The organism is Mesorhizobium sp. L2C084A000 (genome assembly GCF_000502875.1).
Taxonomy (GTDB): domain Bacteria; phylum Pseudomonadota; class Alphaproteobacteria; order Rhizobiales; family Rhizobiaceae; genus Mesorhizobium.
Map to the genome: position 1 here is coordinate 155,050 of NZ_AYWX01000003.1, position 19,345 is coordinate 174,394.

Sequence of the window (19,345 nt, forward strand, 5' to 3'; positions counted from 1 at the left end):
TTACAGATACTGGGCGACCTTCTTGCCGACCGTGAGGAAGCGCAAGGGATCGATCGCTTCGCCATTGTGGCGGACTTCGTAGTGCAGATGCGGGCCGGTCGAGCGGCCGCTGCTGCCGGTCTTGCCGATGACGGCGCCGGCGTCCAGTTTCTCGCCGACGGTGACGTCGATCTCGCTGAGATGCCCGTAACGTGTCGCAAAACCATTGCCGTGGTCGACTTCCACCATGCGGCCATAGCCGCCGTTCCAGCCGGCCCTGGTGACGGTGCCGGGCGCGGTGACCTTGGCGGCCATGCCGATCGGCGCCCTGAAATCCATGCCGGAATGCAGTGCCGCGGTGCCGAGGATCGGGTCGGTGCGCACGCCGAACGGGCTGGTGACGGAGTGGCCCGGCGCGGGGTTGGTCAGCGGCAGCTGGCGCGCTTCCTTCTTGAGATGGTCGAGGGCGTCAAGCGCTTCGTCCAACTCCTTGACCTTGCTGTCGAACATCATCGAACTGTCGACCGGAATGAGCGGTCCGCCGACATCGCTGTCGCCCTTGCCGAAGTCACTGTCGACGGGCAGTCCGGCCGCCTCGAGCGCCTGGGTGATGGCATCGGCGCTCTTGTAGGCATTGTCGGCAAGCGTGCTGATGCGGGTCAGTTGATCGCTCTCGATGGATCTCAGCGATTGGTTGATCGAGACGAAGAGCTTGTCGGCACGATCGGCGGCTGAATCGCTGGGCAGCGGATCGGAGCGGGTCGACCACAGCGAGAACGGCCTTGTGTCGCCGGCGCCGGGATCGGCGCTCAGGCTGGCGACCGCATAATTCGTCGCGGGCTCCTTGATGCTGCCGGTCACTTCGGCGCGTTTGTCCGGCTTCGCAACCGCTGCCGGATATTCGGCCGGCGCTGCGCCGACTTCGCTCTCGGCGCGTTCGAGCAGCGGGCCAAGGCGGCCGTGACGCTGGCTCAGCTGGCTCTGCCGTTCAAGCAGTTCGCTGACCTTGGTTTCCATCAGCTGCTGGTCGAGTAACTGCCGGCTGGTGATGCGGTCGACCTGGGCGCGAAGCGCCGAAATTCGATCTTCATAGGCTTGTTGCATGCGCGCTTGGCGCGCCGTGGTGGCGCCGATCAAATCGTCGCGCAGGACGAGATAGGAGGTGGCCATGAGGTAACCTATGGCAATGGCGGCCAGCGCCGAGCCGATAAAGGCCGCCAGCCACGGCCGGATTGTGAAATGCCTGATCTCGTTGCCCCGGGCGATGATGACCGTATGGGGCTCCTTACGCCTGCCGAAGACTGCGGACTGACCGGTTGCGTTCACGGGACCAAGCTTTCGTTTACGACACCACGACAGCTTGACTACACATTATTAAGGTTAACAAAGGCTTGCAGCGCCGACTTGTCCGCAGCGGTTGCCCGCCAGGCGTGCGCAAGGTTGTAAGGGAAACCGGGCCGGCCTCGCCGGTAAAATCTCAAAGCGCACGAACGGCCTCAAGCACCTCTTCCGCATGGCCCTTGACGCGGACCTTGCGCCAAATCCTGGCGATCCGCCCGTCGCGGCCGATCAGGAACGTCGCGCGCTCGACCCCCATATACTTGCGGCCATACATCGATTTCTCGACCCACAGATGGTAGGCCTCGATCACCTTGCGCTCCTCGTCGGCGGCGAGGTCGATGGTCAGATTGTACTTCGACTTGAACTTGTCGTGCTTCTTGACGGGGTCGGGCGACAGGCCGATCACCACGGCGCCGGCCTTCTCGAACTCCGGCTTCAGCTGCGAGAAGCTGATCGCCTCCTGCGTGCAGCTTGTTGTGTCGTCCTGCGGATAGAAATAGAGCACGATGGGCTTGCCGGACGATGCGGCAAGGCTGACTGATCCGCCGCCGTCCCGCGGCAGGTCGAATTGCGGCGCGAGATCGCCTACGTCGAGGTCAGCCATACCGATGCCCTTGTTTGAGGTTACGCGCGAAGCCACACCGATATAGTGTCGGACGGGGATTCGTCCACGATCGAGTTCGTACAACGGAAAATTGCGTGGATCAGGAGCGACCGCAGCACGAGAAGATCCGGTTCAGGCGTGATGAGATCACCGACCTGGGGACCTTTCCGTCCGCCTGCCGTGTGCCGCCGCTCGGTCAGGCGTCGATCGGACGCGGTTTTCGCATCCTGTCGCGACTGTTCGCAGGTCTGGTCGCTTTCGTGCTGCTGGCCGCCATGCTCGTTTATCTGGTTGGCGCCTCCGGCATCGGAGCCGACCGGCTTCGCACCGAGGCGGAAACGGCGCTCGAGAAACTGGCGGGCGTCGATGTCAATGTCGCGGTCGGGCCTGCCCGCATCACGCTCGACGGTTCGAGTTTCATCGCGCTTCAGGTCAGCGACGTCAGCTTGAAGACATCAGACGGCAAGCCGATGGCCGATGCCGGCCGCGTGCGCTTCGGCGTGCGTCTGTTCCCGCTGCTGTGGGGGGATGTGCGGCTGACCAGCGCCAGGATCTCGGATGCCCGCATCGTCGTGGCTGCGATGCCGTCCGGCGGCGACTGGACCGCCGGCCTGCGCAATGCGGACGGCCTCATCGATCCGGAGAAGCTGTCCGCCGCGGTGTTCGGAAACATCAACCACGCACTCGATGCCGTGCGGGAGGATTCGCTGCGCCGGATCGACCTTCGCAATGTCGAATTCGTGCTGCCCGAAACCGGAGCGATCAAGCTCGTCAAGCTCACCGACGCCACCGTCGTGCAGTCAGGCCCGGGCGGCATGCAGTTCTCGTCCACGGCGGACATCGACGGCAGGACGGCTACCGTTGCCGCTTCCGCCTCCCGCGATATCGCGGCGCACCGCGTCACGGCACTGGATGCGAGCGTCGATCTGGCCGATACCGGCGACATGGCGGCCGCTGCCGGCAAGCTGGGAACCGTCGCGCTGAAGCTGACGGGATCGGAAGGGTTCGGCGCGAACGCATCGCGGCTGACGGCCGCTTTGTCGTCGACGGGTTCTGTCCTTGATCTCGGCACGCGAGGACTGCTGCCGGCGGACGTCGATATCAATGCGACGCTGGTTGCGGGCAGCAACAAGATCCAGGTCGACAGATTGCTGCTGAAGACCGGCCGCTCGACATTCGATTTCGCCGGGTCGATCGGGCCGAAGCCGGCAAGCGGAGCGGTGGGTGAAGAACCCTCCTATCGCTACGACCTGACCAGCGACGGGTCGTCGCTTGCGCCTTCGGAGTCGCCCGAGCCGGCGCTCACCTTCCTCGCCCGGATTGCCGGGGTCTACAATACGGTGAGCCACAAACTGGTCGCCGAGCAGATCGCGCTTCGGTCCGCCGGCTCCGGCGAGGTGCTTGGCACCGCCGCCGTGGCGTTCGTCGACGGCAAAGCGCCGGGGATCAATCTGGCGTTCAACATCCACGACATGCAGGTCTCTCACGTCAAGCAGCTGTGGCCGTGGTTTTCGGCGCGCAATGCCCGGCTCTGGGTGCTGGCCAATCTGTTCGGCGGCCGTGTCGTCGACGCCAACCTTCAGTTCCAGGTGGTGCCGGGCCGGCTCGGCAACGGCGTGCCGCTTTCGGCCGATGAGGTGTTCGGCCGCTTCCAGATCGAGGGATCGCGCTTCGACACCGCCGGCCGCATCCCGCCGATACGCGACGCGGTCGGCGTCGTCGGTTTCCACGGCAACGATGTCGATATCTCCCTGTCCTCGGGCACCGTCTACATGCCCAGCGGCCGCACCGTGGCGGCCAGCAACGGCACGCTGACGGTCAAGGCGGCCAACCGCCCGCCGGTCGTCGGCGCGCTCGATATCGACGTCGACGGCGAAGCGTCGGCCGTCGCCGAACTCGCATCCTACGAGCCGATCAACGCCATGCGCCATGTCGGCATCCTGCCGGAAGACCTGTCGGGCAGCGTTACCGGCCACGTCAAGGCGGATATTCCGCTGCAGTCCGGTGTCGACTCCTCGAAGCTCGATTGGCTGGTGTCGCTCGACTACAGCGGCATGTCCTTGGCCAAGCCCTTCGAGGGCCAGATCGTGACGGATGCCGACGGTTCGATCACGGTCGATCCGGAGAAGGCGGTGATCTCCGCCAAGGCATTGCTGAACGGCATTCCGGCCGAACTCGATCTGGTAGAGCCGCTCGCGGATGACGGGCCGGCGCGCAGCCGCAAGGTGGCTCTGGTGCTTGACGACAAGATCCGCGCCGCCGCCATGCCCGGCCTGAAGCCGCTGCTTGCCGGAACGGTAAAGGTGGCGATCGACAAGAACGGCAGCGGCGACCAGAACGTCTCGGCCGATCTGACCAACGCCAGGCTGGACATTCCCTGGGCGGGCTGGAGCAAGGGGGCAGGGGTCCCCGCCAAGGTCACCTTCGTCATGACCAGGTCCGGCGAGACCATGACGCTGTCCGATTTCGACCTCGACGGAAAGACGTTCTCCGTCGACGGCAGCATCGTGCTGGTCAATGGCGCCTTGTCGTCGGCGCGGTTCAGCAAGGTCACCTTGAACAGGGGCGACGACGTTGCCGTGTCGGTGAAGCGGTCCGGCAAGGGCTATGCGGTCGACATGTCGGGCAACGCGCTCGATGCCCGCTCGCTCATCAAGCAGTTCACTTCGGACGTCGACACGGCTACCAAGACCACCGGTTCCGATGCCATTTCCGTCAGCGCCGATGTCGACCGGCTGACCGGTTTCCACGACGAGCAATTGTCCAATCTGAAGCTCGACTACAGCGCGGCCGGCTCGCGGGTGAACGGGCTGAAGGTCAGCGCCACGGCCAGTTCAGGTGCGGCCATATCAATCAGCAACACCACCGGCGCCGGCCGGCGCACGCTCAACATGCAGTCCGCGGACGCCGGCGCCATTCTGAGATTCCTCAACATCTACGAACATATGGAAGGCGGCGTGATCACGCTCGCACTGGCCGGGCCGAGCGACGGATCGCTCAAGGGCAAGGTCGACACCAGCAACTTTTTCGTCGTCAACGAACCGAAACTCGCCTCCATCGTCTCGACCACGCCGGCCGGTGACAACCGCAGCCTCAACCAGGCGGTCAAAGGCAAGCTGGATACGTCGCGGGTGAAGTTCGAACGCGGTTACGCCGAGATCGACAAGGGCAGCGGCTATCTGAAACTGGCCAATGGCGTGCTGCGTGGACCGCGCATCGGGACCACGTTCCAGGGCACGCTCTACGACCAGAACAACAACATGGACATGACCGGCACGTTCATGCCGGTCTATGGCCTCAATCGCATCTTCGGCGAACTGCCCATCGTTGGCGCGCTGCTCGGCAATGGCCGCGACCGTGGCCTGATCGGCGTCACCTATCGGCTCAAGGGCAATGCCAACAAGCCGCTGCTGGACATCAATCCGCTGTCGGTGATCGCGCCTGGAATATTCAGGTCGATCTTCGAGTACCGGTGATCGAGTTCAGGTAGGTCGGACCAGAATGTGTTTTTTCTTTCCCAGAGAAAGTTTTACGATGTTTTCCGGACTCAAATCCTTTGATGTCACCAGGCGGCGCTCGTCGCTCACCGGCTCGTCGTTCAGGCGCACGGCACCGCCCTGCACATGCCGCCGCGCTTCGCCGTTCGATGCCGCCAGTCCGGCAGTGACCAGCAGCGACAGGATACCGACGCCGGTTTCAAGCGCCGTTTTGTCGACCTCGACGGTCGGCAGCGACTCCGCGAGCGCGCCTTCCTCGAAGGTCTTGCGCGCCGTATCGCTGGCTTGCTCGGCGGCTGCACGGCCGTGCAGCAGGGCGGTGATCTCGGTGGCGAGGATCTTCTTGGCCTCATTGATCTCGGATCCGCCGAGCTGTTCGAGCCGCGCCACCTCGTCCAGCGGCAGCGTCGTGTAGAGCTTCAGGAAGCTGGCGACGTCGGCATCCTCGGTGTTGCGCCAGTACTGCCAGAATTCGTAGGGGCTCAGCATCTCCGCATCGAGCCAGACCGCGCCCGAAGCCGACTTGCCCATCTTGGCGCCCGACGAGGTGGTGAGCAGCGGCGTCGTCAGCGCATAGAGCTGCGCATCCTCCATGCGGCGGCCGAGATCGATGCCGTTGATGATATTGCCCCACTGGTCGGAGCCGCCCATCTGCAGGCGGCAGCCGAGACGCTTGTAGAGCTCGACGAAATCATAGGCCTGCAGGATCATGTAGTTGAATTCGAGGAACGACAGCGACTGCTCGCGATCGAGCCGCAACTTGACGGAATCGAACGCCAGCATGCGGTTGACGGAAAAGTGACGGCCGACATCGCGGAGGAAATTGACGTAGTTGATCTCCATCAGCCAGTCGGCGTTGTTGACCATGATGGCGTCGTTCGGACCGCTGCCGAATTTGAGGTAGGGCATGAAGTTGCGGCGGATGCCGGCTAGATTGTCTTCGATGTCCTGCGGGGTCAAAAGCTTGCGCGCCTCGTCCTTGAAGGACGGGTCGCCGATCATCGAGGTGCCGCCGCCCATCAACGCGATCGGCCGATGACCCGTCTGCTGCAGCCAGTGCAGCATCATGATCTGGATCAGCGAGCCGGCGTGCAGGCTCTTGGCGGTGGCGTCGAAGCCGATATAGGCCGTCACCGTCTCCTTGGCGAAGATATTGTCGAGGCCGGCATCATCCGAAGTCTGGTGGATGAAACCGCGCTCGCTCATCGTGCGCAGGAAATCGGATTTGAAGGCGGACATTGTTTCTTTCCCGAAAGCGCCCGGCCGCTGTGGCTCGGATGTGCATGAACGCGGGCGTTTAGCATCCAAGCGCGATCAGCAAAAGTGGTTTCCGGTTTTGCGTCTGATCGCGCGCCAGACAAAGGTCCAGCGATCAGCAAAAGCGGTTTCCTGTTTTGGTGCCCGCGCGGATGGCGTTTGCGAATCCTTGCTTCGTCGTTTGGGCTGGCGTATTGAGGCGCCGCGCAGGGGCAGGGCCTGAGGCGCCGCGACGGGGCCATCCCGCAGATCAGATCCGGAAAGCTCCGCGATGAACAGGAACTATCTCTTTCTCTTTCTGTTCAGCGTGCTGATGACATTCAGCGGACTGGCGAGCCTTCCACCCGTCGACCGGGACGAATCCCGTTTTGTCCAGGCCACCAAGCAGATGGTCGAAACCTCCGACTATGTCGACATCCGTTTTCAGGATGCCTCGCGCTACAAGAAGCCGATCGGCATCTACTGGCTGCAATCGGCGGCCGTGGCGCTGAGCGGCGAGGGGGCGGCGGCGCCGATCTGGGTCTACCGCCTCGTCTCCATGCTTGGCATTGCCTTGGCCGTCGTCGGCATTGCCTGGACAGGCACCAAGCTGTTCGGGGCCAATGCCGGTCTCGCCGCCGGCCTGATAATGGCGGCTATCTTCGCCACAGCCTTCGAGGGCCGTGACGCCAAGACCGACGCCATGCTGCTGGCCTGTTGCGTGGCGGCGCAAGGCGCGCTCGCCCAGATTTATCTGGCATCGCGCCGCAACGAACCGGTGGCCGCCCATTTGCCGTGGATCTTCTGGGCGGCTCAAGGCCTCGGAATCCTTATCAAGGGGCCGGTGGCTCCGCTCCTGTCGGTGCTGACGGTCGCCGCCCTGTTTGCCTTCGAGCGCGACTGGCGCTGGCTCCTGAAGCTGAAGCTCGTGCGCGGTGTCGCTCTGGTGGTGCTCATCGTGTTGCCCTGGGTGGCCCTCATCACCTGGAAGAGCGGCGGCGCCTTTCTCAGTGATGCCGTCGGCAAGGACATGATGGCCAAGGTCGCCTCGGGCGAGGAATCGCACGGCCTGCCGCCGGGCTTCTACATGCTGACCTATTCCTTGTTCATGTGGCCGTTCGGTCTGATCGCGGTCGGCGCCGGGCTGCAGGCCCTCAACCGTCTGCGCGACGATCCGCGGTTGCGTTTCTGCCTGGCCTGGTACATTCCGTTCTGGCTGGTGTTCGAGCTGATCCCGACCAAGCTGCCGCACTATGTCCTGCCGGCCTATCCCGGCATGGCGCTGCTGATCGGCTGGCTGCTGACCTTGCCGCCGCAGGAGGCGAATGCGCCGCTCAGGCGCTGGCANGCTGGCAGGATTGGTTGTGGTGGTCGACCGCATTCGGTCTTGCCGTGGTCAGCCTTGGCCTGGCGGCGGTCTGCGTCGGAGCGCCGATCTACCTCACCGGCACCTTCTCCTGGTGGAGCATTCCGGCCGCCGCGGCAGCACTGGGGGCGGGCTACCTTGCCTTCTCGCGGGAGTTGCAGGTTCCGCTTCCTCGCATCGGCGCCGTCGCGGCTTGCGCGGGCATCACCTATGGGCTGTTGTTCGGCGTCATCGCGCCTTCGCTGAAGCCGATCTGGCTGAGCCCGGCGATCGAGGCGGCGTTCCAGGCCAACAGGCCTTGCGACACCACGGTGCTCGCTTCGGCGGAATATCACGAGCCGAGCCTGGTGTTCCTGGTCGGCACCAAGACCGTCCTGACCGATGTCGATGGCGTCGCCAAGCATCTGCTCGGCGATCCTGCCTGCGCCCTGGCGCTGGCGCAGGTCGGCGACGAGCAGAAACTGAATGGGCTGCTGGCGGCGCAAGGCAAGTCGGCGAACCGCGTTGCCGAGGTCGACGGCCTCAACTATTCATCGGGAGACAAGCTGTCGCTCGGCCTCTATCGTGTAACCCAGTGACGGCTCGCCGATGCCCATGACGGCAACAATGGGGTCGAATTTCCTATGCTGGTGAAATCACGCCCGCCCGTTTCGAGCCTGCTCCTTGGGGTAGGGCGCCGGTCGCTCGACAATTTTCGCGATACGATGCAGATCGCCAAAAGCCGCCTTGCCACCCGTCCGGCCAGATACCCGAACGTTTTGTGGTCGGTCTGGGTGCTGGTCTGGATTTTGCTGACGGCGGCAGCGTTTGTTCGTCTCGACACTCCGGCCGGAATGCTTCACGGCAAGTGGTCGGCGGGATTTGCCCGGACTGCCGACTTTTTCACCCAGTTCGGCCTGGGTGGCTGGTATCTCATTCCGTCGGCGCTTCTGCTTGTCGCCGCGAACCTGACGGATTGGCGAAGCCTCTCCCGGCGCTCGCTGATGCTCCTCTACAACTGGACCTGCCTGGCTTTTCTGGTGCTGTGCGCCACCGGCCTGTCGGGAATCGCCGTCAATGTGCTGAAATATGCGATTGGCCGGGCTCGCCCGCTCTATTACGAGGACTTTGGCGTGCTTACCCTGCACCCCTTCGCTTTCGATGCGCGCTTCGCCGGCTTTCCATCCGGCCATGGTACGACGATGGGCGCAGTGTTCGGGGTCGCTTTGCTGTTGTTTCCGCGGCGCTGGTACATCGCCCTGGCGATCACCGCCTGCATTGCCTCGACCCGTATCTTCGTCGGCGCGCACTATCCCAGCGACACCGTCGCCGGCTTCGGCCTCGGCTGCGGTTTCGCGCTGGCCTGCGGGCTGGTCTTTGCCCGGCTCGGCTTCATCTTCCGGCCGATGCCTTCGGGGCTGCCGATCCGCAAGACAACGTTTCGGCTGATTGGGCGGAGAAGGAAGGCTGCCTGAGCATTCGAAGTTCAGTTGCCGTCCAGCCCGCCATAGGATCTGACCAGGCCGGCCATGCCGGGCGACTGGTGGTCTTCGCTTTCCAGCCCTTGGGCAACGCCGACGCGATCGGCCACAGGCCGGTTCTGGCTGACCTTCCACTTGCCGTGGATTTCGCTGATCTCGATTTCCAGCCCGATAATGCCTTTGATCTGCGACTGGATGAACGGCTCCGGCGCGTCGGTCACTGCCCAGGGCGCTTGGCGAGCGCCTTCCTGCGACGCCGTCAGATCGGCGATCTGCTGCGCCAGCCAATCCTGGTCATCCATCACCTTGACTGTGCCGCGAACTTGCACGATGGCATAATTCCAGGTCGGCACCACCTTGCCGGTCTCGCGCTTGGTCTCGTACCAGGACGGCGTCACATAGGCATCGCTGCCCTGGAAGACGATCAATACCGGTGAAGCCGGATTGTCGGTCAGCAGGCGCCATTGCGGGTTGGCCCGCGCCAGATGGGCGCGCAGCCTGCCGTTAGGCCCGATTTCCGCGTCGAGCAGGAACGGGACAGCGTTGGCGACCGGCCCATCGGACCCGTTGGAAATCAACAGGCCCAGCGGATGCGTCCGGATCAGCCCGTGCAGGATTTCCGGCCGCGTTTCCCTGAAATGAGGAGGCTCGTACATCGCCGTCCGTTCTTTTCTTGTTTATCTCAGCCGCTTCGGACGCGGATCCGACAATTCGCCGGCCAGCCGGCGGTCGAGATAGTCGGCGCATTCCTCGAGCAGCAGGTCGGCATCGTTGGCGAAGAAATGGTTGGCGCCGGGCAACGTCTTTTGCGTGATGGTGATGCCCTTCTGCGTGTGCAGCTTGTCGACCAGGCCCTGCACATCCTTCGGCGGCGCCACCTTGTCGGCATCGCCATGGATGATCAGGCCCGATGACGGGCAGGGCGCCAGGAACGAGAAATCATAGGTGTTGGGCTGCGGCGCGATCGAGATGAAGCCTTCGATCTCCGGCCGGCGCATCAGAAGCTGCATCCCGATCCAGGAGCCGAAGGAGTAGCCGGCGACCCAGCAGCTCTTGGAATCGGGATGCAGCGACTGCACCCAATCCAGCGCCGCGGCGGCATCCGACAACTCGCCGGTGCCGTGGTCGAATTCGCCCTGACTGCGGCCGATGCCGCGGAAATTGAAGCGCAGCGTGGTGAAATCCCGCTTCTGGAACATGTAGAAGAGGTCGTAGACGATCTTGTTGTTCATCGTGCCGCCGAATTGCGGATGCGGGTGCAGGACGATGGCAATCGGCGCGCTTTTTTCCTTGGAAGGCTGATAGCGACCCTCCAGGCGGCCGGCAGGACCGGTGAAAATGACCTCAGGCATAAAATACTCCACTTGGTAATACGAACGCGCGGTGCCTGGAACGTTTCCTCTGGCCTTGACGCAGGGCGAGCGTCTTCTTAGAAGCTAGTTTAGAATTGTTCAAAACTGGGTGGCAAGACATCGAGCCCGGCCACCCGCGCCGCAAGCCGCGTAAATAGGACGGCTCGCCTTGGAATTTCAAGGAAATAACGCCATACGACATCGGAATGGCTTCTGACGGGACTTGACGGACGAAAATGGCCGCAAAACGCGCCTATCTCGATTATAATGCCAGTGCGCCGCTGCTTGCCGCGGCCCGCGAGGCTATGGTCGCGGCGCTTGACGTCGCCGCCAATCCGTCATCGGTTCACGCCGAGGGGCGTGCGGCCCGCCGCCTGATCGAGACCGCCAGGCGTGACGTGGCGGCGCTCGTCAACGCCAAGGCGGAGCATATCGTGTTCACCTCCGGTGCCACGGAAGCCGCCTCGACGCTGCTGTCACCAGACTGGCGGATGGGGCGCGGCACCGTGCGCATGAGCCGGCTTTACGTGTCCGAGGCCGATCATCCCTGCCTGTTGAATGGCGGACACTTCCCGGCAGCGCAGGTTACCCGGATCGGTGTCGACGCCAACGGCATCGCCGATCTCGGCGCCTTGGAGTCGGCGCTCGGCGGTCATGACAAGAGCGAAGGCCTGCCGCTGGTCGCCATCCACGCCGCCAACAACGAAACCGGCGTCATCCAGCCGATCGATCGCATCGCCGGGATTGTCAAGGCGGCGGGCGGTATCCTCATTGTCGACGCCGTGCAGGCCGCCGGGCGTGTTTCGATCGATCTATCAGCTGGTTACGCCGATTATCTGATTCTGTCCTCGCACAAGATCGGTGGCCCCAAGGGCGTCGGCGCCATCGTCGCCGCTTCGGATCTGATGATGCCGAAGCCGTTGATCAATGGCGGCGGCCAGGAGAAGGGCCATCGCGGCGGCACCGAAAACCTCGCTGCCATTGCCGGTTTTGGCGCGGCCGCCCGCGAGGCCCTGGCCGGATTGCTGGCAATGGATGCGGTGCGCCAGCGCCGCGACGAAGTCGAGGCCATCGTCAAATCGCTGGTGCCGGACGCGGAAATCTTCGGAACCGGTGCGCCAAGGCTTGCCAATACGGCATTCTTCGTTATTGCGGGCGTCAAAGCCGAAACCGCGCAGATCGCCTTCGATCTGGCCGGTGTAGCGCTGTCGGCCGGCTCCGCCTGTTCGTCGGGCAAGGTCGGACCGAGCCATGTGCTGAAAGCCATGGGATACGGTGACAGCCTCGGCGCCTTGCGCGTGTCGATCGGGCCTGCGACCGGCGCGGAAGACATCGAGTTGTTTCGCGTTGCGCTGACGGGAATCGCTGCACGCAGGGCGGATAGGAAAAAGGCCGCGTGAGCGGTTGGACAATTTCGGGCCTTTCGGCCTGGTAGAGCCGTGCGTTTCATGCTGGCCGGGTGAATTTCCGGTCGAAGCGCACTATATGAAACTTACGCTGCCGCGAGCGCTTCTTTGGCGTTCAATTTTGGCGGTGCCATAGTTTGAAAACTGTCGGGCCTTGACCCCGGCGTGGATGGAGAACGCATATGCCTGCTGTGCAGGACACGATCGATCGGGTCCGAAAGATCGACGTCGACCAATACAAATACGGATTCCAGACCGAAATCGCGATGGACAAGGCCCCCAAGGGCCTCAGCGAAGACATCATCCGTTTCATTTCGGCCAAGAAGGACGAGCCGTCCTGGATGCTGGAATGGCGTCTGGAAGCGTATCGCCGCTGGCTGACGCTTGACGAGCCGACCTGGGCGCGCGTCCACTATCCGAAGATCGATTTCCAGGACATCTATTTCTATGCGGCGCCCAAGAGCACGCCCGGCCCGACCTCGCTCAGCGATGTCGATCCCGAACTCTTGAAGGTCTACGAAAAGCTCGGCATTCCGCTGCGGGAGCAGGAAATCCTTGCCGGTGTGCAGAAGACCGATGCCTCGGAGCTCGAGGAGGTCAGCGATAACGTCTACAAGTCGGGCCGCGTCGCTGTCGACGCCGTGTTCGATTCCGTCTCGGTCGTCACCACTTTCAAGAAGGAGCTGGCGCAGGCCGGCGTCATTTTCTGTTCGATCTCGGAAGCCATCCGCGAGCATCCGGAGCTGGTGCAGAAGTATCTCGGTTCGGTCGTGCCGACCTCCGACAATTACTACGCGACGCTGAACTCCGCCGTGTTCACCGACGGCTCCTTCGTCTTCGTGCCCAAGGGCGTGCGCTGCCCGATGGAGCTGTCGACTTATTTCCGCATGAACGAGAAGAACACCGGCCAGTTCGAGCGCACATTGATCATCGCCGAGGAGGGGGCTTACGTCTCTTATCTCGAGGGCTGCACGGCGCCGCAGCGCGACGAGAACCAGCTGCATGCCGCGGTGGTCGAGCTGGTGGCGCTCGACGATGCCGAGATCAAGTACTCGACGGTGCAGAACTGGTACCCCGGCGACGCCGAGGGCAAGGGCGGCATCTACAACTTCGTCACCAAGCGCGGCGACTGCCGCGGTGACCGCTCGAAGATCTCGTGGACGCAGGTGGAGACCGGCTCGGCCATCACCTGGAAATATCCGAGCTGCATCCTGCGTGGCGACGATTCCCAAGGCGAATTCTATTCGATCGCCGTGTCGAACGGTTATCAGCAGGTCGATAGCGGCACCAAGATGATCCATCTCGGCAAGAACACGTCGAGCCGCATCATCTCCAAGGGCATCGCCGCCGGCTTCTCGCAGAACACCTATCGCGGCCAGGTCTCGGCGCATCGCAAAGCGACCAACGCCCGCAATTTCACCAACTGCGACAGTCTGCTGATCGGCGACCAGTGCGGCGCGCACACCGTGCCTTACATGGAAGCCAAGAATTCGACGGCGCAGTTCGAGCACGAGGCGACGACGTCGAAGATTTCCGAGGACCAGAAATTCTACGTCATGCAGCGCGGCATCCCGGAAGAGGAAGCGATCGCGCTGATCGTCAACGGATTCGTCAAGGACGTGATCCAGCAATTGCCGATGGAATTCGCCGTCGAGGCGCAGAAGCTGATCGGGATTAGCCTTGAGGGCTCGGTCGGCTGACCGGATATATATTCAGGAAACGAAAAAATGCTTGAAATCAGAAACCTGCACGCCCGCATCGTCGATGACGGCACCGAGATCATCCGTGGCTTGAACCTGACGGTGAAAGCCGGCGAGGTTGCCGCGATCATGGGGCCGAACGGCTCGGGAAAATCGACGCTGTCCTACATCCTCGCCGGCCGCGAGGACTATGAGGTGACCGAAGGCGACATCCTCTACAACGGCCAGTCGATCCTCGAAATGGATCCGGCCGAGCGCGCCACGTCAGGCATTTTCCTCGCCTTCCAGTATCCGATGGAGATACCGGGCGTTGCGACCATGGAATTCCTGAAAGTGGCGATGAACGAGCAGCGCAAGGCACGTGGCGAGGAGCCGCTGAAGATCCCGGAATTCCTGAAGCGCGTGAAGGAAGCCGCCGCCTCGCTCAGCATGGACATGGCGATGCTCAAGCGGCCGCTCAATGTCGGCTTCTCCGGCGGCGAGAAGAAGCGCGCCGAGATCCTGCAGATGAAGCTGCTGGAACCGAAATTGTGCGTGCTCGACGAGACCGATTCCGGCCTCGACATCGATGCGCTGAAGATCGTGTCCGACGGCGTCAACGCGCTGCGGGCGCCGGACCGGGCGTTCCTGGTCATCACCCACTACCAGCGCCTGCTTGAGCACATCGTGCCCGACACCGTGCACGTGCTCTACAAGGGCCAGGTCATCAAGTCAGGCGACAAGTCGCTGGCGCTCGACCTGGAAGCCAATGGCTATGCCGGCGTGATCGGCGAAGCCGCGTGAGATGCCAGAGGGCAAGGTCAAACTAATGAATATGCACGCACAGCCGCAGCGGACACCGGCCGAGACAGCGTTGATCGACGCGTTCGGCGACCGATTGTCGCTGCTGCCGGGCGACGGCGCGGTGATGCTGAAGCGCGACGACGCCATCGAGACGATCAAGCACGGCCTGCCGACGCGGCGCGTCGAATCCTGGCACTATACCGACCTGCGGCGGTTGCTGAATACCGTGCCGGACTTCGACCCGGCCGCCATGGCTAAAGCCATCGCACCGATCGTCGAGGGTTCTGCCGTGGTGTCGATCCTGAACGGCAAGTCCGACGCCAAGGTGCCTGTCCTTGAAGGCGTCACCTTCCAGCGCCTTTCGGAAAAGCTGATCGACGGCAGCATCGCACCGGGGCTCGATCCCTATGGCAGCGACGATGCCATCGGCGCGCTGAACACGGCTTTCGTTGCCGATGGTTATTTCATCGATATTGCCGATGGGACGAAGCTGGAAAAGCCGATCGAACTGCAGAACCTGCAGGCCGGCGGCCAGACGCATGTGCGCCTGCCCGTGCGCGTCGGCGCCGGCGCCAAGGCCGTCATCGTCGAACGGCAGACGGGTGATGGCGCTGCCTTGAGCAGCTCGGTCAGTCAGATCGTGCTCGACGAGGGCGCCGAGGTGACGTGGCTGGTCGTCCAGGAGCAGCCGGAAACGGCGACGCATCTGGCGCAGTTCAAGGCCCATATCGGCAAGAATGCGAAACTGACGCTGTTCGTCATGAACGCCGGCGGCAAGCTCGTGCGCCAGGAGATCATGGTCAGGACGACTGGCGAAGGCGCCGATTTCAAGCTTCGCGGCATCAACCTTTTGGCCGGCGACACCCACACCGACGTGACCATGGTGCTCGACCACGCCGTGCCGCACACGACCTCTACGGAAGTGATCCGCAATGTGGTGACGGGCAAGGCGCGCGGTGTGTTCCAGGGCCGCATCAACGTCCATCAATATGCGCAGAAGACCAACGCCAAGATGGCCTGCAACACGCTGCTTTTGTCGGACGATGGCGAGTTCTCGACCAAGCCGGAGCTTGAAATCTTCGCCGACGACGTGATTTGCGGCCACGGCGCGACGGTCACCGAAATCGACCACGACCATCTGTTCTACCTGATGGCGCGCGGCGTCGACGAGAAAAGCGCGCGGGGGCTGCTCGTGAAGGCCTTCGTCGCGGAGGTGATCGAGGAACTGGAGGACGAAGCGATCGTCGAGGCGCTGGAAGCGCGGCTCGACGACTGGTTCGTGGCACACGGGTGACCTGATGAACGCTCCAGGCAAGATCGGAGATTTCTACGACGTCGAAGCGATCCGCCGCGATTTCCCGATCCTGTCGCGGGAAGTCTATGGCAAGCCGCTGGTCTATCTCGACAATGGCGCCTCGGCACAGAAGCCGCAGGCGGTGCTCGACGCCATCCAGCACGCCTATTCCCAGGAATATGCCAACGTCCATCGCGGCCTGCACTTCCTCTCCAATGCGGCGACCGACGCATATGAAAAGGCGCGGGAAACGGTGCGCCGTTTCCTCAACGCGCCGAGCACCGACAACATCGTCTTCACCTCGAACACGACGTCGGCCATCAATACCGTCGCCTATGGCTATGGCATGCCCAACATCGGCGAGGGCGACGAGATCGTGCTGTCGATCATGGAGCACCACTCTAACATCGTTCCCTGGCATTTCATCCGCGAGCGGCAGGGCGCGAAACTCGTTTGGGTGCCGGTCGACGATCTCGGCGTCTTCCACATCGAGGAATTCGAGAAGCGCCTGACCGACCGCACCAAGCTGGTCGCCATCACGCAGATGTCGAATGCGCTGGGCACGGTGACGCCGATCAAGGAGATCGTGCGCATTGCGCATTCGCGTGGAATTCCCGTGCTGGTCGACGGCAGCCAGAGCGCCGTGCATATGCCGATCGATGTGCAGGATCTCGACTGCGACTTCTTCGTCTTCACCGGCCACAAGGTCTACGGCCCCTCGGGCATCGGCGTGCTCTACGGCAAGAAGGACATTCTCGCTGGCATGCGGCCCTTCATGGGCGGCGGCGAGATGATCGAGGAGGTGACGGAAGACATCGTCACCTACAACGAGCCGCCCCACCGTTTCGAAGCCGGCACGCCGCCGATCGTCCAGGCGATCGGGCTGGGTGCTGCGCTCGACTATATGGAAAAAATCGGCCGCGAGCGCATCGCCGCGCATGAGGAAGATCTCAAGAATTACGCGCATGAGCGGCTGCGCGCCATCAATTCGCTGCGCATCTTCGGCGATGCGCCTGGCAAGGGCGCCATCATCTCGTTTGAACTGCAAGGCATTCATGCGCATGACGTGTCGATGGTGATCGACAGGCAGGGCGTTGCTGTCCGCGCCGGCACCCATTGCGCCCAGCCGCTGTTGAAACGGTTCGGCGTAACCTCCACATGCAGGGCATCGTTCGGCATGTATAATACCAGGGCCGAAGTCGACGCTTTGGCCGAGGCGCTCGAAAAAGCGCGCAAATTCTTCGGATGATGATTTTTTTGGGTGACGACCATGGATGATGCAAGCATCGCTGCCGAGACCATTCCGGAAACCGCGCCCAATGCGCTGGTTTCGGGATCGGCCATTCCAGCCGACGAGCTGGCGCGGCTGACCGACGACATCGTCTCGGCGCTGAAGACCGTCTACGATCCGGAAATCCCAGCCGATATCTACGAGCTCGGCCTGATCTACAAGATCGACATCGAGGACAATCGCTCGGTCAAGATCGACATGACGCTGACCGCTCCGGGCTGCCCGGTCGCCGGCGAAATGCCCGGCTGGGTGGAGAATGCCGTCGGCGCCGTCGAAGGCGTGTCCGGCGTCGAGGTCAACATGACTTTCGACCCGCCATGGTCGGCCGACCGCATGTCGGAAGAGGCGCAGGTGGCGGTGGGTTGGTACTAGCCCGACAGAGGCTGGTGCACTTGCGCCAGGGATAAAACTTCACCATTTTAGGTGAGGAATCATTCGGCAGGCCTTGAACCTGCATGGAATGGAAGGAAAAAGAATGGGACGCTTCGCCGTCATCACGATGACCGAAAAGGCCGCCGACCGGGTGCGCGAGATCGTCGCCACCCGCGACAACGCGCACGGCATCCGCCTCGGCATCAAGAAGGGCGGCTGCGCCGGCATGGAATATACGGTCGATCTGGTGACCGAGCCCAACACCAAGGACGACCATATCGAGCGCGATGGCGCGCATGTCTATGTGGCGCCCGAGGCAGCGCTATTCCTGTTCGGCACCGAGATGGATTTCGAGCAGACGACGCTTCGCACCGGCTTCACATTCCGCAATCCGAATCAGAGTTCGGCCTGCGGCTGCGGTGAGTCCGTCGAGTTGAAGCCGGCGGACCTCAAGGCGCTGGCAGAAGCACGCGCCTCGGCCTGATCTTCCAGCCCCGTAAGCGGCAGGGGTGATCGCATATGACTGGCTTGCGCTCTACGAATACCCCCACCCTTAATCCCTCCCCACAAGGGGGAGGGAGACTCGGTAGGCGCTGATTCCGCAAATCCCCGAGGTTTCGACGCCAAAAGGATGGCGCGCGGCAGCGTTCCCTCCCCCTTGTGGGGAGGGTTAGGGTGGGGGTCCTCTTCGTAAAAACCCATATGCAATCGCCCCGCCGTAAACGAGGTGAAGGACGCTAATCCACCCACATGCCCGTCCGCTTGTGCCAGTCGACGATCGATTCCTCGGGATAGACGTCGAAGACCTTGTCATGCTTGCCAACCTCCGGCTCCACCCAGTTCGCCTTGTATTTCAGCATCAGGTGCACCTTGCTTGGCGGAATGGGTAAATCGCTGTCGACCGCCGAGGCGAAGGGATGCACCAGTTCCGGCCATGTCGGGTCGTAGAGCCAAAGGGCCGCCCCGCATTTCTTGCAGAAATTGCGCTCGCCGGTCGAGATTTCGCAATGCGGATGCTCGTCGTCCTCGATCTCCGCCCGAAAGACGCCGAGGCTGCGCTTGCCCCTGATGTTCAGTGTTTCGTTGTTCGCACCGAGATTGATGGCAAACCCGCCGCCGCCCTGCTGCTTGCGGCAGATCGAGCAGTAGCACAGCATGAATGGCGCCGGCGTGTGGCTCTCCACCTCGAAACGCACGGCATTGCAGCGGCAGGACCCTTTGAGCAGGACGGGCATGGCGGGAAACTCCGATCGACCTCACACAACCTGTCAGCATGATTTTGGTTGCGGCGATGACAAGGCCAAACGCCGGTGACATGATCGCGGCATGGACAATGAACGCATCGCCGAACTGTTCGAGGGCCTCGGCCCTGTCAGCATCCGAAAACTGTTCGGCGGCAAGGGCATCTATTTCGACGGTGTCATCGTCGCCATCGTGCTGCGCGGTGAGTTGATGCTGAAGGCCGACGAGCAAAGCGCGCCCGAGTTCGAGGCCGCCGGCTGCACGCAATGGACCTATACCGGCTCGCGCCACGGCAAGCTGGTCGCCATGCCCTACTGGGGCGTTCCAGATAGCGCGTTTGATGATCCCGACGAGATGGCGGCCTGGGTACGGCGGGCCCATGAGGCGGGGCGGCGGGCGGGGAAGTGATGCCAGCCTTGGGA

At 62.9% G+C, this 19,345-nt stretch carries 17 protein-coding genes and 1 pseudogene; 12 read left to right on the top strand and 6 right to left on the bottom strand.

Annotation, left to right across the window (positions count from 1 at the left end; all coding sequences use genetic code 11):
• Positions 1-1,305: a M23 family metallopeptidase gene (locus tag X735_RS156335; RefSeq protein ID WP_023810304.1), complete on the bottom strand. Its 1,305-nt coding sequence runs from the start codon at positions 1,303-1,305 to the stop codon at positions 1-3.
• Between the two features lie 151 nt (positions 1,306-1,456).
• Positions 1,457-1,924, bottom strand: coding sequence for a peroxiredoxin (locus X735_RS156330; RefSeq protein ID WP_023810305.1), 468 nt, complete (start codon positions 1,922-1,924; stop codon positions 1,457-1,459).
• 95 nt (positions 1,925-2,019) lie between these two features.
• Here X735_RS156330 and X735_RS156325 point away from each other — a divergent pair, with 95 nt between their 5' ends.
• Positions 2,020-5,400, top strand: a complete 3,381-nt coding sequence (locus X735_RS156325) for a DUF3971 domain-containing protein (RefSeq protein WP_023810306.1) — start codon at positions 2,020-2,022, stop codon at positions 5,398-5,400.
• A gap of 6 nt (positions 5,401-5,406) precedes the next feature.
• On the opposite strand, the gene tyrS is transcribed toward X735_RS156325, so the two are convergent.
• The gene (tyrS, locus tag X735_RS156320; RefSeq protein WP_023810307.1) at positions 5,407-6,660 is read right to left on the bottom strand and encodes a tyrosine--tRNA ligase; all 1,254 of its coding nucleotides are present in this window, start codon (positions 6,658-6,660) and stop codon (positions 5,407-5,409) included.
• Here tyrS and X735_RS1000000168700 point away from each other — a divergent pair.
• The 3 genes and pseudogenes from X735_RS1000000168700 (at position 6,647) to X735_RS156315 (ending at position 9,477) form a co-directional block, all read left to right on the top strand.
• A complete protein-coding gene (locus tag X735_RS1000000168700; RefSeq protein ID WP_155930568.1) occupies positions 6,647-6,901 on the top strand; it encodes a hypothetical protein in 255 nt (84 codons plus the stop codon). The genes tyrS and X735_RS1000000168700 overlap by 14 nt on opposite strands.
• A 48-nt stretch (positions 6,902-6,949) precedes the next feature.
• Positions 6,950-8,601: pseudogene (locus X735_RS01000000165710) on the top strand (glycosyltransferase family 39 protein).
• A 45-nt stretch (positions 8,602-8,646) separates the two neighbouring features.
• Positions 8,647-9,477 carry a phosphatase PAP2 family protein gene (locus tag X735_RS156315; protein ID WP_023810308.1) on the top strand — a complete coding sequence of 277 codons (831 nt, stop codon included), beginning with the start codon at positions 8,647-8,649 and terminating at the stop codon, positions 9,475-9,477.
• 11 nt (positions 9,478-9,488) lie between these two features.
• On the opposite strand, the gene X735_RS156310 is transcribed toward X735_RS156315, so the two are convergent.
• Together X735_RS156310 and X735_RS156305 are read right to left on the bottom strand one after the other, a co-directional pair.
• Positions 9,489-10,139, bottom strand: a complete 651-nt coding sequence (locus tag X735_RS156310) for an FMN-binding negative transcriptional regulator (protein ID WP_023810309.1) — start codon at positions 10,137-10,139, stop codon at positions 9,489-9,491.
• Between the two features lie 21 nt (positions 10,140-10,160).
• A complete protein-coding gene (locus tag X735_RS156305) occupies positions 10,161-10,835 on the bottom strand; it encodes an alpha/beta hydrolase (RefSeq protein ID WP_023669128.1) in 675 nt (224 codons plus the stop codon).
• 236 nt (positions 10,836-11,071) lie between these two features.
• On the opposite strand from X735_RS156305, the gene X735_RS156300 reads away from it, so the two are divergent.
• From X735_RS156300 to sufA, 7 genes are all read left to right on the top strand, one after another.
• Complete coding sequence (locus X735_RS156300) at positions 11,072-12,235, top strand: cysteine desulfurase family protein (RefSeq protein ID WP_023810310.1); 1,164 nt, start codon at positions 11,072-11,074, stop codon at positions 12,233-12,235.
• A 188-nt stretch (positions 12,236-12,423) separates the two neighbouring features.
• Positions 12,424-13,941 carry a Fe-S cluster assembly protein SufB gene (gene sufB / locus X735_RS156295; RefSeq protein ID WP_023810311.1) on the top strand — a complete coding sequence of 506 codons (1,518 nt, stop codon included), beginning with the start codon at positions 12,424-12,426 and terminating at the stop codon, positions 13,939-13,941.
• Between the two features lie 27 nt (positions 13,942-13,968).
• Positions 13,969-14,724: a Fe-S cluster assembly ATPase SufC gene (sufC, locus tag X735_RS156290; RefSeq protein WP_023810312.1), complete on the top strand. Its 756-nt coding sequence runs from the start codon at positions 13,969-13,971 to the stop codon at positions 14,722-14,724.
• Positions 14,725-14,749: 25 nt separating this feature from the next.
• Positions 14,750-16,018, top strand: a complete 1,269-nt coding sequence (gene sufD, locus X735_RS156285) for a Fe-S cluster assembly protein SufD (protein ID WP_023810313.1) — start codon at positions 14,750-14,752, stop codon at positions 16,016-16,018.
• Between the two features lie 4 nt (positions 16,019-16,022).
• On the top strand, positions 16,023-17,267 hold the full coding sequence (locus X735_RS156280; protein WP_023810314.1) for a cysteine desulfurase: 1,245 nt from the start codon (positions 16,023-16,025) through the stop codon (positions 17,265-17,267).
• Positions 17,268-17,288: 21 nt separating this feature from the next.
• Positions 17,289-17,681 (top strand): SUF system Fe-S cluster assembly protein, encoded by a 393-nt coding sequence (locus tag X735_RS156275; RefSeq protein ID WP_023810315.1) that lies wholly within the window; start codon positions 17,289-17,291, stop codon positions 17,679-17,681.
• 103 nt (positions 17,682-17,784) lie between these two features.
• Positions 17,785-18,165 (top strand): Fe-S cluster assembly scaffold SufA, encoded by a 381-nt coding sequence (gene sufA / locus X735_RS156270; protein ID WP_023810316.1) that lies wholly within the window; start codon positions 17,785-17,787, stop codon positions 18,163-18,165.
• Between the two features lie 253 nt (positions 18,166-18,418).
• On the opposite strand, the gene X735_RS156265 is transcribed toward sufA, so the two are convergent.
• The gene (locus X735_RS156265) at positions 18,419-18,916 is read right to left on the bottom strand and encodes a GFA family protein (protein WP_023810317.1); all 498 of its coding nucleotides are present in this window, start codon (positions 18,914-18,916) and stop codon (positions 18,419-18,421) included.
• Positions 18,917-19,007: 91 nt separating this feature from the next.
• Here X735_RS156265 and X735_RS156260 point away from each other — a divergent pair, with 91 nt between their 5' ends.
• Positions 19,008-19,331 (top strand): TfoX/Sxy family protein, encoded by a 324-nt coding sequence (locus tag X735_RS156260; RefSeq protein ID WP_023810318.1) that lies wholly within the window; start codon positions 19,008-19,010, stop codon positions 19,329-19,331.
• The last annotated feature ends 14 nt before the right edge of the window (positions 19,332-19,345 follow it).

What these genes read in the sequence shown, in the direction of transcription:
- X735_RS156330 (WP_023810305.1), bottom strand. Translation starts at nt 1,924, where the DNA reads ATGGCTGACCTCGACGTAGGCGATCTCGCGCCGCAATTCGACCTGCCG.
- tyrS (WP_023810307.1), bottom strand. Translation starts at nt 6,660, where the DNA reads ATGTCCGCCTTCAAATCCGATTTCCTGCGCACGATGAGCGAGCGCGGT.
- X735_RS156315 (WP_023810308.1), top strand. Translation starts at nt 8,647, where the DNA reads ATGCTGGTGAAATCACGCCCGCCCGTTTCGAGCCTGCTCCTTGGGGTA.
- X735_RS156310 (WP_023810309.1), bottom strand. Translation starts at nt 10,139, where the DNA reads ATGTACGAGCCTCCTCATTTCAGGGAAACGCGGCCGGAAATCCTGCAC.
- X735_RS156305 (WP_023669128.1), bottom strand. Translation starts at nt 10,835, where the DNA reads ATGCCTGAGGTCATTTTCACCGGTCCTGCCGGCCGCCTGGAGGGTCGC.
- X735_RS156300 (WP_023810310.1), top strand. Translation starts at nt 11,072, where the DNA reads ATGGCCGCAAAACGCGCCTATCTCGATTATAATGCCAGTGCGCCGCTG.
- sufB (WP_023810311.1), top strand. Translation starts at nt 12,424, where the DNA reads ATGCCTGCTGTGCAGGACACGATCGATCGGGTCCGAAAGATCGACGTC.
- sufC (WP_023810312.1), top strand. Translation starts at nt 13,969, where the DNA reads ATGCTTGAAATCAGAAACCTGCACGCCCGCATCGTCGATGACGGCACC.
- sufD (WP_023810313.1), top strand. Translation starts at nt 14,750, where the DNA reads ATGAATATGCACGCACAGCCGCAGCGGACACCGGCCGAGACAGCGTTG.
- X735_RS156280 (WP_023810314.1), top strand. Translation starts at nt 16,023, where the DNA reads ATGAACGCTCCAGGCAAGATCGGAGATTTCTACGACGTCGAAGCGATC.
- X735_RS156275 (WP_023810315.1), top strand. Translation starts at nt 17,289, where the DNA reads ATGGATGATGCAAGCATCGCTGCCGAGACCATTCCGGAAACCGCGCCC.
- sufA (WP_023810316.1), top strand. Translation starts at nt 17,785, where the DNA reads ATGGGACGCTTCGCCGTCATCACGATGACCGAAAAGGCCGCCGACCGG.
- X735_RS156265 (WP_023810317.1), bottom strand. Translation starts at nt 18,916, where the DNA reads ATGCCCGTCCTGCTCAAAGGGTCCTGCCGCTGCAATGCCGTGCGTTTC.
- X735_RS156260 (WP_023810318.1), top strand. Translation starts at nt 19,008, where the DNA reads ATGGACAATGAACGCATCGCCGAACTGTTCGAGGGCCTCGGCCCTGTC.